Origin of the sequence: Arthrobacter sp. SLBN-122 (genome assembly GCF_006715165.1) — a bacterium.
Taxonomy (GTDB): Bacteria; Actinomycetota; Actinomycetes; order Actinomycetales; family Micrococcaceae; genus Arthrobacter.
Genome location: NZ_VFMS01000001.1, coordinates 2090822 through 2104072 on the forward strand (window position 1 = coordinate 2090822; position 13251 = coordinate 2104072).

The window sequence follows — 13251 nt, forward strand, 5'->3', positions numbered from 1 at the left end:
GCAAGGCATGCCGCAGACAAGGAGGTCTCGATGATCGCCGACCGCATAATCGAGCAGGGAACACTTACCACCCAGGATGGCCGCACCGCCGTCGAAGTCCGGATCCCCTGGTACCGCGCCCTTCCAGGCTCATGCATCGCCGGCGCAGCACTGACGGTCGATGGCGTGGCCGCAGCCGAAGACTCGCTGCGCTGGACCATGAACAACCGCACGTTCAGCTTTGAAGAGCTCGTGGACGAAACCGGCGAATGGTGGTTTCCGTTGGACTCGGCCGTTCTTTCCGGCGACCTTCCGGTCCGGGACGGCCAGGTCGAGCACGAGGTCCGGGTGGACCTGAAGCTCTACATTCCCTACATCATCACCGACCACGGCGTGCTGCACATCGAAGAGCACGACACCAAGACCATGAAGGTGGCACAGCGATGACCAGCCTCGGCACGCCGATCCAGGGCGTCACCCTTTACAGCTTCACCCGGGCTTTCCACGCCCGGCAGTACGACCTTGACGGCCTTATCCGCAAGGTGGCGGCTGAAGGATTCGGCCCGGGGCTTGAGGTTATTGGCTTCTCCAGCCTGCGCGGCTTCCCGGACCGCATCGACGACACCTTTGTGGGCCAGTTCCGCGACCTGGTGGCCGAGGTGGATCTCGTCCCCACCTCGCTGGCGGTCAACGTTGACACCGGCATCCGCCGGGACCGGCTGATGAACCACGACGAACTGGTCGAATACATGCGCAAGCAGATCGAGGTGGCCGCCAGGCTCGGCTTCCCGATCGCGCGCGTGCAGATCTCGCTGACACCCGATGCCATGGAAAGCCTTTTGCCCGTGGCCGAGAAGTACGGTGTGACCCTTGCCCTCGAAGTCCACGCAGACCAGCACGGCGCGCACGAACGCGTCCTCGCACTGCGCGACCGCTACGAAAAGCTCGATTCCCCGTTGCTTGGCTTCACCGCCGACTGGGGCGCCACCGTCACCGGTTTCGCCCCCTCCCTGCTGGAGGCCTACCGCCGCCGGGGTGCTTCGGAGGACCTGCTCCGGCAGGTGGTTGAGCTGTGGGACGGCTTCTATGCCGAAGGGCCGCCCAACAACCAGAAGGTCCATGGTGAGCGCTTCGGCGCCTTCATTGGCCTCGCAGCCCGGAACGGCCGTCCGGACCTGGGGATCGATTTTGGCATCAACGGAACGGGGCTGTTCGGGCCTGCACCTCTGGACACGTGGCTGGAAATCATGCCCTGGGTCCGCCATGTGCACGGCAAGTTCTTCGGCATCGATGAGAACGGCGAAGAGCCCTCCGTGCCCGTGCGCGGCCTGGTCCGGCAGCTCGTGGAAAACGGCTACTCCGGCGCCATCTCCAGCGAATACGAAGGCTGGCACTGGAACAACTGGCAGGACCCGTTCGAGATCATCCGCGGCGAGCAGGCCGTGCAGCGTTCAGCCGCGGCCAATGCCGGTTCCGCCATGATCACCGAGGCATCGGAAGCCCGCCGCATCCTCAGAAGCCATCTCGCCCAGCCCGTCCGCGGCTGAAACAAAAGGAATCAAAGACATGTCAGAAGGCATCGCGGGCTCGGGCATCGAGCTTGGCATCACCCTCTACTCGCTCACCTCCGAATTCGCCGCAGGGCTCTACACGCCGGAGACCATGATCAAGGCCGTCGCCGATGAAGGCCTCGGACCGGGCGTCGAGTTCAACATTGCACAAATGTTGCGCACCTACCCGGACGTGGACGAGGATTTCGTCCGCCTGTGGCGGGACAGCATGGACCGCTACGGCCTGACCCCCAGTGCTGTGGGCACCAACCTGGACATGGGCCGCCGTAAAGACCGGGACATGACGCCGGACGAGGAGTTCGACTTCTTCGCCAGGCAGCTCAAGACCGCCAACACGCTGGGCTTCAACAAGATTGTCATCCGGTCCGCGGGCAAGGAGCTGCTCCGCCGGCTGCTTCCGCTGGCCGAGAAGTACGACCAGAAGCTCGGCTACGAGATCCACGCACCCCAGGGCCCGAACGATCCCAAGATCCTCCAGATCCGCGAGATGTATGAGGAGCTCGGCAGTGACCGGCTGGGCTTCACGGCAGACTTCAGTTCCACCATGCACAGCCTGTCGCCTACACTGTTCCGCACCCTGACCCAGATGGGCCTGCCCGAGGAACACTTCGCGGTCATGCAGGACATCTGGCGCAAGCCGCTGCCCATGCAGGAGCGGAACCAGGAGTTCGAGGACTACCTGCGCGGTAAAAACTTCGATCCCGCCCGGCTGGGCCCCTTCACCCGGCTGGCGTTCAACATGCACGGTCTGGTCCCGCCGGAGGAATGGCTGGACATCATGCCGCAGATGTTCCATGTGCACGCGAAGTTCTACGACATCGACGAGAACGGCAACGAGCCCGCCATGGACATCCCGCGCATCGTGCGCCAGTTCGTCAAGGGCGGCTACCAGGGCTTCCTGTCCAGCGAATGGGAAGGCCATGCCTTCGCAGACCTGGGCGAATCGGACCCCATCGACCTGGTGAAGAAGCAGCACTCACTGATGCGCCGGGCCATCGAAGAATCCGTCGATTCAACTGTTTCCAACCCGACCCTGGTCGAGACTGCGAAGTAAGGAAAGCCATGGCAACTCACAACTCCCTGTTCCAGGACGCCGACGTCCGCAGGCACCCCGAGGGCATTTCGGTGTCCGTGCAACTGCCCTGGTACCGCAGCCTCTGGCTGTCCGCCGTGGACGAGGTTGCGGCCACGGTCAACGGTGTGGCGATCCCCAAGGAAGCCCTCCGCTTCGAACTGCAGGGCAAGTCCTACTCCATCGCGGAGCTGCCCGAGCAATGGGAAACCCTCTGGTTCGTCGCTGACAAGCCCGATGTGATCATCCCGCTGGACCGCATCCCCGACGCCGGCGAGCAAATCGACGTCGAAGTCATCCTCACCCTCCGCCTGCTCTACATGCAGATCGCGCCCATGCGCTACGTCGGAAACCGGGTGGCGGTTGAGCGCAAGGTCGTGCTGGCATGACAACCCTCCGGGTGGCCATGATCGGTTACGGCTTCATGGGCGCCGCCCACTCCCAGGGGTGGCGGACCGCGCCCCGGGTGTTTGACCTGCCGGCCGAACCGGAAATGGCGGTCGTGGTGGGGCGCAACGCACAAGCGGTGGCGGAGGCAGCCCACAAGTGGGGCTGGACTGAGTCCGCCACCGACTGGCGCGAGGTGATCGCCCGGGACGATATCGACGTCGTCGACATCGTTACCCCCGGTGACTCCCACGCCGAGATCGCAATCGCAGCCCTGGAAGCCGGGAAGCACGTGCTGTGCGAAAAGCCGCTGGCCAACACGGTGGCCGAGGCCGAAGCCATGGCTGAGGCGGCTGAACGTGCTGCTGCCCGCAGTGTCCGGGCGATGGTGGGTTTCACCTACCGCCGGGTTCCCGCCGTCACGTTCCTGCGGAACCTGATTGCTGAAGGCGCCGTGGGGACCATCAACCAGGTTCGTGCCTCCTACCGGCAGGACTGGCTGGTCGACCCGGGCATGCCGCTGGCCTGGCGCCTGCAGAAGGAACATGCCGGATCCGGGGCGCTGGGTGACATCGGCGCCCATGCCATCGACCTCGCCCAGTTCGTGACCGGGCTGAACCTCGAAAAGGTCTCCGGCACCATCGACACCATCGTCAAGGAGCGGCCGCTCCTGAACTCGGGTTCCGGGCTCTCCGGAACTGCCGCTGAAGGCTATGGCCAGGTAACCGTGGATGACATCGCCATCTTCACAGGACGGTTCGAATCCGGTGCGCTTGCGTCGTTCGAGGCCTCACGCTTTGCCACCGGCCGGAAAAACGCGCTGCAGATCGAGGTCTCCGGGGACAGGGGCGCCCTGGCCTTCGACCTGGAGGACCTTAACAGCGTGCAGTTCTACGACCGTACGGCACCCGCGGACCGCCAGGGCTTCCGGAAGATCCTGGTCACCAAGGCGGAGCATCCCTACGTTTCGGGGTGGTGGCCGGCAGGGCACATGCTCGGTTACGAGCACGGCTTCTCGCACCAGGTCAAGGACCTCGTGGAGGCCATTTCCAGCGGTACCGATCCCCACCCCACGTTCGCTGACGGGCTGCGGGTGCAGCGGGTGCTCGACGCCGTTGAGCGCAGTTCCGAAAATGACTCGGCCTGGACGCGCGTGGCCACCCGTGTCCCCGTCCAAGCTGGCTAAGGAAGGGAAAGTACATGGCACGACCAATCACCCTGTTCACCGGACAATGGGCCGACCTGCCGTTTGAGGAGGTAGCACGGCTCGCCGGCGAGTGGGGCTACGACGGGCTGGAAATCGCCTGTTGGGGCGACCACCTGGACCCGTGGCGCTGGGACGACGACGCGTACGTGCAGGGCAAGCTGGAGATCCTGGAACGCCACGGCCTGAGGGTGTGGACCATCTCCAACCACCTCAAGGGCCAGGCTGTTTGTGATGACCCCATCGACGAACGGCACCGCGGTATCCTGCCGGACAACGTATGGGGCGACGGCGACCCGGAGGGCGTCCGCCGCCGCGCAGCGGAGGAAATGAAGAACACCGCCCGCCTTGCCGCGAAGCTCGGCGTGAAGACGGTGACGGGCTTCACGGGCTCGTCCATCTGGAAGTACGTGGCGATGTTCCCGCCGGCCTCCGAAAAAATGGTGGACGCCGGGTACCAGGACTTTGCGGACCGGTGGAACCCCATCCTTGACGTCTTTGACGAGGAAGGGGTCAGATTTGCCCACGAGGTTCATCCTTCAGAGATCGCGTACGACTACTGGACCACCCAGCGGGCCCTGGAAGCGATCGGGCACCGTGAAGCCTTCGGGCTGAACTGGGACCCGAGCCACATGGTCTGGCAGGACATCGACCCCGTGGGGTTCCTGTGGGATTTCAAGGATCGGATCTACCACGTGCACTGCAAGGATACGAAGAAGCGTCTGGCCAACGGCCGCAACGGCCGGCTCTCCTCCCACCTGCCTTGGGCTGACCCGCGCCGCGGCTGGGACTTCATCTCCACCGGCCACGGCGACGTGCCGTGGGAGGACGCCTTTCGGATGCTCAATTCCATCAATTACCGCGGCCCGTTGTCCGTGGAGTGGGAGGACGCCGGCATGGACCGCCTGGACGGTGCTCCCGAAGCGCTGTCATTCGTCCGCCGGCTTTCCAGTTACGAGCCTTCGGCGGCGGCCTTCGACGCCGCCTTCAGCACCAAATAGCAACTGCGACAACCAAACGGCCGGCCCTGGATGATCCCGGGCCGGCCGTTCTGCTGTACAACTTCAAGGCTCAACTGACCGACACCAAGGCCGCCTCCGCCAGTGCAAGGTGCCTTCGGGTCATGTCCGTGGGGTCCTCCTGGAGCCATTCGTGGCCGCCCCACTCACTGGTGAGCGTGCCGCTGAAGCCGTGGCGGCCCAGGAGGGCGCCCAGGTCCCGCAGCGGCTGCGAAACGCGCCCGCCATCGTCGTGCAGGTCCCAGAACTTCAGGTGGAAGGCCCCGACCAGGGGAAGAATCCCTTGCAGGTCCGCGGCATCACTGCGGCCGAAGCGGATGAGCAGGTTCATGAAAAGGGTGTGAATCCGTGGGGGAACTCTTCCTGATCGGAGCAGCGCGGTGACGCCGTCGATGGTGGATGGGTCCCGCCAGTCATACTCCAGGCACCTCATGAAGTCTTGAGGCATCCCACCACGGCGCAGTTCTTCAAGATAGGTGACAGGAAGGGCAGGCATCAGCATGCTGATGTCCACGAGCACCCGTACGTGGTCATCTCCGAGGGCGGCTATCGTTTCGAGGGCAGGCTCGACGGCGGGGCTGCCGGGGGCCTGCTGCCCTTGGATTTCCTCGTACAGCACCAGGTCGAGTTCGTGCAGGAGGGGCTGGACCAGGCTGAGCAGTTCCGTCCCCGCCTGTCCGATCGGGAGCCGGATTCCGCTGGCTCCAACGCGATGCGCGGCATGCAGTTGGGGGACCAGGAAGTCCAGGCGCTGCTGGAGGGAGCGGCGCCCGGCAGGCGTGAAGTCGTCCAGGCTGGCCCCGAGAATACTGACGGATCCGTCCCTCGCAGCGAGGGCATCCCGCAGTTCGTCGACTTCGGCGTCGTGGGGAGCGGGGAAGGATCGCCACACCAGTCCGGGCTCGAGTTCTACGGTCTTTACCACAGAATCCGCGATGCCAGTGACGATGTCCTGGGCGGTCCGGGGGGCGGTGATGATATCCGGAGTCCAGTTGAAGGAGCTGGCGCAAAGCGTCCAGCTGCGTGGAATTTCGGGAGCCATAAGGTACCTTCCCCTTTATGCCTGTTAATGACAAACTTATGTCAGTTTCAGGATAAAGGATGGAAGTCATGTTGGAAACGGCTGTGCGCGAGGATGCGTTGACCACCACTCCGGAAGGTTTTGAACTGCGCATCGGCCTGCCGTGGATCCGCTCCATGCCGCTCTCCAGCATCTCCGGTCTCAAAGTGGAGGTGGATGGCTTGCCCTTGGCACCGGGGGAGTCGGGCGTGATGCTCGGCCCTCGCCGCGTGTCCTTTGACGACCTGCAGGAAGAGCGGGGCTGGTGGTTCGTGCAGGACAGGCTTGTCCTGGCCGGCCGGCGTGGGCTCTCACGCGGGTCGCACGCCGTCGCCGTCGACTTCCAGCTGATGGTGCCCTACCTGCAGGCGCGCCCCGGCTCACCCTTGGTCCTGCCGTTCCATCTCGAGGCGCGGCTGGAACTGGACGCGGCGCCGGTGCCACGCGTCTCCCGCGACGTGGCCTGAGCGGCGCGCCCCGAGCTGTGGAATATCAGGCGGGAACGGCAACCCGTTCCGGGGACGGGTGGCCCTCGGCGAACCAGCGGGGGAAGGTGACATCGAACAACTGCTCGCGCGCCAGCTCGGCGCCTCCGCGCAACGGCTCCCGCTCGTCATTTACCGAGAGGGTGATGGTGAGATCGCGGGTGGCAAGGGGCAGCGACAGTTCGTAGACCCGCTGCCGCACCTCCGCCAGGAAGACTTCACCGGCAGAACCCATAGCCCCGCCGATGACGATCACTCCCGGGTTGAACATGTTGACCAGCGCAGATATCGTCTCGCCGGCTACCCGGGCGGATTTCTGGACGAGGGAGATAGCCAGGGCGTCGCCGGCCTGGGCTGCGAGGGTGATCTCCTCGAGCGATAGCCCGCCCTTCTTGGCCGCCGCGGCAAGTTTGGTGTTGGCCCCGTCCTTGATGGCCGCTTCTGCGTCCCGCACCAGGGCCCAGCCGCCGGCCACCGCCTCCAGGCAGCCGATCTTGCCACAGCGGCATTGGGCATCGGAATCCGAAACCCTGACATGGCCGATATCACCTGCCGCACCGTTTGCACCACGGTGGATCCTGCCCTTCGACAGCAGGCCCGCCCCAATGCCCGAGCCGATTTTGCAGTAGATGAGGTCCGCGAGGGAGTCACGCCGCCGGGCGCGTTCGCCAAGGGCCAGCAGATTGGAATCGTTGTCCACCCACACGGGGGCATTGAAACGCTCCTCAAACGGCGTCCGGACGTCGAAGCCGTTCCAGCCGGGCATGATCGGCGGCGCTACGGGTTGTCCCGTGGCGAAGTCGACGGGGCCGGGAAGCCCTACCACTACGGCCCACGTGGGCACTTTTGGATGTTTCTTGAGCACGTCGTCCACGAGGGCCAGTACGGCGTTGATGGTCTTTTCAGGTCCCTGGGCGATGTCCCAGGTGCGGTGCTCGTGGTCCACGATGTCGCCGTCGAGCGCCGCTATACCCACTCTGATATGGGCCGCCCCTAGGGCACAGATGATGATCCGCCCCTGCTCGGCCCGGAAGCGCAGCGTGCGCGGCGCGCGGCCGCCGGACGACGCGCCGAAGTCCCCCTCGCCGAGGAAGCCGATCGAGATGGCCTGGTCAACGCGCTGACTCACAACGCCCCTGCCCAGGCCCGTGACCTTTCCGATTTCCGGGCGGGTAGTGGCTTCACCCGTGCGCACCAGGTTGACGATCCGCAGCAGGCTGGTCACTTCGTCCGTCTGTGCTCCAAAGCGGAGGGTGGAGTCTGTCGTCATGGCAACAATTCTCACACATTGAGACGTACTAAGGTGCAGGTTTACGGGGACTATAGCTAAAACCTTCCTGACTTATGAATAATAAAGACATAAGAAAGGGGTCGAGATGCCTTGGAGAGTAGGGGTTCTTGGTGCAGGGCCGGGTGTTGCGGCCCTGCACCTGCCGGTGCTGGGGCGGCTCGCGGACCTGTTCAGTGTGGTGCACGTTGCGGACGCCGGCAGCGGCCGCGCCCGGGCCCTGGCCGAACGGCATGGTGCACGCTGGTCCGCGGGGGAGGCGGACCTGCTGGCGGATCCCGCCGTGGATGTGGTGGCCATCTGCAGCCCGCCCGGTGAGCACTCCCGCCAAATCTTGACGGCACTCACCCTGGGCAAGCGAGCCATCTTCTGCGAGAAGCCGCTGGCCACCAGCAAGGAGGAAGCTGAGCGCGTTGTCTCCGCATGCCGTGAGGCGGGGGCCACCCTGCTGGTAGGGACGAACCACCTGTTCGACGCCGCATGGGGACGCGCAAAGCACCACCTCGTGGCACTGGAGGGCAGGGTGCAGGCCATCTCGGTGACACTTGCGCTTCCGCCGAATGACAGATACCACCGCCTGGTTGCCGAGGGCGGTCCTTTCCAAACAGTCCGGGGCGGAGGCCCGGACCTTGGTAAGCCGGCCGAGGCGGCGGGCGTTTTGCGGCAGCTGCTCACCGGTCTCGCAGTCCATGATCTGCCAGCGGTGAGGGACATTGCGCCGGGCATCGACGAAGTGGTCTACGCGCGGATCGTTTCCCCGATCGGCTACCTGGTGGGGTACCGGGCCGGAGGGGTCCTGGTCCAGCTGGTGCTCGCCATGCTCCCGGAGGGGCCGGATGCGCTGTGGCGGATGAACATCGCCACCTCCCACGACCGGATCGAGGTGAATTTCCCGCCCGCCTTTGTCCATGCCGGCAGCGCCGCCATCCGGGTGCGAAGCGTGGACGGGAAGTGGACAGAGTATCCGCGTGATGAGGAAGACGGTTACATTGCCGAGTGGCGCCTGCTCGCCGCGCTCCTTCAAGGGGATGCCCTCATGGAGTACGACGAACTGCTGGCTGACGCACACTATGCAATCGACCTGGCTGATGCCGCTGCGGCGAAAGTTCTTGAAGGGGCGCCGCATTGAATCTTGATCGGGCGTTCAGCGTCGTCACGGCTTTGCCCGCCTACACGGCCGCTGTCGCCGAGCTGCCCGTGAGTGCAGTACTCACGGAGGATTTGCGTGGTGCGGTGGCGGTGGTGCCCGGAGCCGGCGATTGGTGGCAGGGGCTGCTGGCCGCCCGCGCCGCCGGAGCGTCAGCGGTGGTGCTGGTTGATCCTGCAGTCCTTCCGCGGGGAACCGTTGAGTCCGAGCGGTGGCCCGGGGACATCCCGGTGATCGTTGAACGCCCCCGCCTGCGCCCCGACGTTGTCTCTGATGCGATCCAGGCAAGGGGCGGCAGCCCCGCCCGGATCATCACGGTTGAGTGTGCCGCCCCCGCTGCAGGCGTTGGTGCGCTCATCCGCGACGGTTTCGGCTGGATGCGCTCCCTTGCCGGCGGTTCCCTGGCGCTCCAGTCAAGCGTGGCCACTGCACACAGCAGGATCGCACTCCTGAATTCAGGCGAGTACACGGGCGGGGCTGTTCCGGCCACCCTTTCGGCAACCGCCATCGGGGGTCCCCATGATGGCGGCCTACTTCAGGTGCTGGTTCTGGGGGAGGTCCGAACGGAAGTGACCTTCGACCAGCCGGCAGGGCTCGTCCGGGTGGAGAGCCTCAAAGGCGAGGGGGCGTTTCGGGCTCCAGTGCGATACGAGTCCTCAGCCCGCCTGGCCCTCCGGCGGGCGATCGGCGCTTGCTTGTCGGACCGACCGTCAGCTGATCTGGAGGAGCTGCTGCAGGACATGGCATTGACCCAGGCGCTGCTTGATGGTTGAGCAGCGCGCTCCGCATTGGCGTCTGATCCGTGCGTTCTTATGTTGCTTTCCGACTAAAGTGCAGTATTATGGATAACGGCGCCGGGGTTCCTTCCGGACCCGTTCTCCGGCGTGATGGTGCACCGGAGGCACACCACGTCGCGTCGACGGCCCGATCGTTCGGGTAGATCACTATGCCACTTTCGCCTCTAAGACTCCGCCTCCTTGTTGTCTCCCTGCTCTCGGTCTCCTTCCTCGGGGCCCTGGACCACACCGTCGTGTCCACGTCCCTCGCCACCATTTCCGGTGAACTGGGCGCACTGACGCTGATGAGCTGGGTAGTTGTGGGCTACACCCTCGCGAGCACCGTGCTGCTGCCGGTCCTCGGCAAACTGGGTGACGTGCTGGGCGCCCGCCGCATCTTCATCTTCTCGCTGGTGATGTTCCTGGCCGCCTCACTGGCCTGCGGCTTCGCCACGGACATGACCTGGCTGATTGCCGCGCGCGTCCTGCAGGGCATGAGCTCCGCAGGCCTGCAGTTGATGTCCCAGACCATCATTGCGCGCGTCACCACGCAGCGGGAACGGCCCCGCTACATGGCCATCATCGGCGCGGCCTTCCCCATCGCCATCCTGGTGGGTCCCGTCCTGGGTGGTGCCATCACCGATTACTGGGGCTGGCAGTGGGTCTTCTGGATCAACATTCCCGTGGGTGCAGCGGCCCTCGGCCTTGCACTCATCGCCGTTCCGCACCTGGAGCCCGGCCCCATGCCCCGACACTTTGATGTTGCCGGGGCCGCCGTCTTCACCACCGCCCTGGTGGCGCTCGTACTCGCCCTTACCTGGGCCGCCGAACGAAGCGTGGGCCCCGCCACTGCCGCGGCGCTCGCTGTGAGCCTTGCCGGCTTTGCTGCCTTCTTTTTCATCGAGCGGCGTGCACCCGAACCCATCGTGCCGCTCCACTTCTTTGCCAACCGGACCATCGCTGCAGGCACGGCACTCTCGGCGATTATCGGCGTCGGTCTCTTCTCCATCACCGCCTACCTGCCCACGTACTTCCAGATGGCCTACCAGAGCACCGCCACCGTTTCGGGCCTCGTCCCCATCGCGACCGTGTTCGGCATGCTGGTCAGCAACCTGCTGACCGGATGGGTGGCCAGCCGGACGGGGCAGTACCGGATTTTCCCGATCCTGGGAACCACGATGGGGGCCGCCGGACTTTTGGTGATGGCCATGCTGCCCGCGGGCCTTCCGCTTTGGGTTCCCATGATGGTGATGGCCGTGGTGGGGATGGGCACCGGAGCGTTTATGAGTCTGATCGTGGCGGTTGTCCAGGGCGCCGTGCCCGCCGGCCAAACCGGCACCATCACGGCCACCATCAACCTGGTGCGGCAGGTGGGGTCCACGGTGGCGACGGCGGTCATCGGCGGAGTGATTGGCTTCGGCGTTGCAGATCTCCTGCCGGCAGGCCTTGACGCTTCCACCCTGACGCCGCAGCTGGTCCACGCGGCGGCGCCGACTGTCCAAGCCACCGTTGCGCAGATCTACAGCTCAGTCTTCACACCCATCTTCATTGCCCTGGCGGCCACCTACGCGGTGGGGATTGTCGCGGCGGTCCTGCTTCCGCACGGGCGCCTCTCCGACGAGCCCGTTCCCGCTTCCACCACCACTTCCGAATCTCTCTCGGCCTGATTTCAAAGGAGACATCATGTCCAACCCCACCATTGCCGTCGTCGGCAGCGGACCCATCGGTTCCACTTACGCCCGGGTGCTCCTGGAGCAGGTCCCGAACGCGCATGTGGTGATGTTCGAAGCCGGACCGCAGCTCAGCGACGTCCCCGGCGAGAGCGTCCGCAACATCCCCGATCCTGCCGAGAAGGCGCGTGCCCGGGAGATGTCCCAGGGGCCGCAGGCCGGCGCCTACCGGGAATCGCTGGGCATTCCGGCAGGCACCGTCACCGAGGGCATGTTCACAGCCCGGCAGGGCACCCACCTCCTGGACTTCGGCGGCGCCGGCTCCGCCCACGCGCCTTCCTTCCCGGCCGCGGCTGCGGCCACCAACGTGGGCGGCCAGGGCGCCCACTGGACCTGCGCGACGCCGTCGCCCGCCTTCAGTGAGAAGCTCTCCTTCATCGCCGACGACGAATGGGACGGCCTGGTTGAGGACGCCAAGCAACTCCTGCACGTCCACGACGCCGCGTTCGCGGACTCCAAGGTGGGCGAAGCCATTCGGTCCCTCCTTGACGAAGAGTTCGGCGCTGAGCTGCCGGAGGGCTACGGTGTGGGTACGCTTCCGGTGGCCGGGGACCCGCAGCCGGACGGGACCGTGCGCTGGGCTGGGGCCGACGTCGTCCTCGGACCCTTGATCGACAAGGACAGCCCGCTCGCAAAGCAGTTCGAACTGCGCGACCTCACCCTGGTCCGGCGGGTGGAGCTTGACGGACAGCGCGTCACCGGGGTCACCGTGCAGGACCTGCGCACCGGGGAAACTTCCTTTGTCGCGGCTGACATCGTTGTAGTGGCCGCCGATGCCTTCCGCTCGCCGCAGCTCTTGTGGGCCTCCGGCGTCCGGCCGAAAGCCCTGGGCCACTACCTGACCGAGCACCCGGTGGTTATCTCCACGGTGGCGCTCGACGCAGAAAAGATGCAGCGTTACGCCACCGAGGACGACCTGGCAGCCGAACTGGCCCGACGCGCACTGAATTCCGCCGATCCAGTGGCGGCGGTGAACCGTATCCCCTTCTCCGAGCCCGAGCACCCGTTCTCGGTGCAGGTCATGTACACCGAAACCACGCCGTTCCCCATGGAGCCTGGCACCCCCTACTCGGCGAACCGTTGGGGCTACGTCAACATGGGCTACGGCATGCGCAAGCGCCCCCGCTTCGAGGACGCCGTCACGTTCGATGACAACGAGCCGGACTACCGTGGCTTCCCGAACATGACCATCGACTACGCGCTCACCGAACGCGAAGAAGCTGAGATCGCCGAGGCCACCGAGCGGCTGCGGCGTGCGGGCAAGGCGCTGGGCGTCTTTGTGGCCGAGCCCAGGCTGATGCCCAACGGCTCCAGCCTGCACTACCAGGGCACCATGCGCATGGGGGCGGCCGACGACGGCACCTCGGTTGCGGATCCGTGGTCCAGGGTGTGGGGCTACGAGAACCTGCTGGTGGGCGGCAATGCACTGATTCCGACGGCGACAGCCATGAACCCGACACTGATGAGTGTGGCCATCGCTGTCCGCGGCGCCCGGAAGGTGGCCGGGGAGCTCGGTTCCTGACCTGGTGCACC

13 protein-coding genes are annotated in these 13251 nt (G+C 65.5%); 11 read left to right on the forward strand and 2 right to left on the reverse strand.

All coding sequences use genetic code 11. The annotated features are described in order from the left end of the window. Positions 1-30: 30 nt before the first annotated feature. From FBY36_RS09750 to FBY36_RS09775, 6 genes are read left to right on the forward strand one after another with little or no spacing between them, the layout of a single operon-like run. Positions 31-426 (forward strand): C-glycoside deglycosidase beta subunit domain-containing protein, encoded by a 396-nt coding sequence (locus tag FBY36_RS09750; RefSeq protein ID WP_142118925.1) that lies wholly within the window; start codon positions 31-33, stop codon positions 424-426. After that, a complete protein-coding gene (locus FBY36_RS09755) occupies positions 423-1526 on the forward strand; it encodes a sugar phosphate isomerase/epimerase family protein (RefSeq protein ID WP_142118927.1) in 1104 nt (367 codons plus the stop codon). Before FBY36_RS09750 ends, FBY36_RS09755 begins: the two co-directional genes overlap by 4 nt. A gap of 19 nt (positions 1527-1545) precedes the next feature. After that, entirely contained in the window at positions 1546-2604 is a 1059-nt protein-coding gene (locus tag FBY36_RS09760; RefSeq protein WP_142118929.1) for a sugar phosphate isomerase/epimerase family protein, read from the forward strand. Between the two features lie 8 nt (positions 2605-2612). After that, a complete protein-coding gene (locus tag FBY36_RS09765) occupies positions 2613-3011 on the forward strand; it encodes a C-glycoside deglycosidase beta subunit domain-containing protein (RefSeq protein WP_142118931.1) in 399 nt (132 codons plus the stop codon). Beyond that, positions 3008-4195 (forward strand): Gfo/Idh/MocA family protein, encoded by a 1188-nt coding sequence (locus FBY36_RS09770; RefSeq protein WP_200830476.1) that lies wholly within the window; start codon positions 3008-3010, stop codon positions 4193-4195. The genes FBY36_RS09765 and FBY36_RS09770 overlap by 4 nt, the downstream gene beginning before the upstream one ends. A 14-nt stretch (positions 4196-4209) precedes the next feature. Continuing rightward, positions 4210-5214, forward strand: a complete 1005-nt coding sequence (locus FBY36_RS09775; RefSeq protein WP_142118933.1) for a sugar phosphate isomerase/epimerase family protein — start codon at positions 4210-4212, stop codon at positions 5212-5214. A 70-nt stretch (positions 5215-5284) separates the two neighbouring features. On the opposite strand, the gene FBY36_RS09780 is transcribed toward FBY36_RS09775, so the two are convergent. Beyond that, entirely contained in the window at positions 5285-6274 is a 990-nt protein-coding gene (locus tag FBY36_RS09780; RefSeq protein ID WP_142118935.1) for a restriction endonuclease subunit R, read from the reverse strand. Between the two features lie 68 nt (positions 6275-6342). Between FBY36_RS09780 and FBY36_RS09785 the strand changes: the two genes are divergently transcribed. Beyond that, positions 6343-6759, forward strand: coding sequence for a C-glycoside deglycosidase beta subunit domain-containing protein (locus FBY36_RS09785; protein WP_142118939.1), 417 nt, complete (start codon positions 6343-6345; stop codon positions 6757-6759). Between the two features lie 25 nt (positions 6760-6784). Here the strand turns inward: FBY36_RS09785 and FBY36_RS09790 are convergent, their stop codons facing one another. Continuing rightward, positions 6785-8047 (reverse strand): ROK family protein, encoded by a 1263-nt coding sequence (locus FBY36_RS09790; RefSeq protein WP_142118941.1) that lies wholly within the window; start codon positions 8045-8047, stop codon positions 6785-6787. A gap of 106 nt (positions 8048-8153) precedes the next feature. Between FBY36_RS09790 and FBY36_RS09795 the strand changes: the two genes are divergently transcribed. The 4 genes from FBY36_RS09795 to FBY36_RS09810 all read left to right on the forward strand — a co-directional run bounded on the left by FBY36_RS09795 (position 8154) and on the right by FBY36_RS09810 (position 13240). Beyond that, positions 8154-9194: a Gfo/Idh/MocA family protein gene (locus tag FBY36_RS09795; protein ID WP_142118943.1), complete on the forward strand. Its 1041-nt coding sequence runs from the start codon at positions 8154-8156 to the stop codon at positions 9192-9194. Then, entirely contained in the window at positions 9191-9985 is a 795-nt protein-coding gene (locus tag FBY36_RS09800) for a hypothetical protein (protein WP_142118945.1), read from the forward strand. Before FBY36_RS09795 ends, FBY36_RS09800 begins: the two co-directional genes overlap by 4 nt. A gap of 173 nt (positions 9986-10158) precedes the next feature. Beyond that, positions 10159-11655: an MFS transporter gene (locus FBY36_RS09805; protein WP_142118947.1), complete on the forward strand. Its 1497-nt coding sequence runs from the start codon at positions 10159-10161 to the stop codon at positions 11653-11655. Between the two features lie 16 nt (positions 11656-11671). After that, positions 11672-13240 carry a GMC oxidoreductase gene (locus FBY36_RS09810; RefSeq protein ID WP_142118949.1) on the forward strand — a complete coding sequence of 523 codons (1569 nt, stop codon included), beginning with the start codon at positions 11672-11674 and terminating at the stop codon, positions 13238-13240. Positions 13241-13251 lie beyond the last annotated feature (11 nt).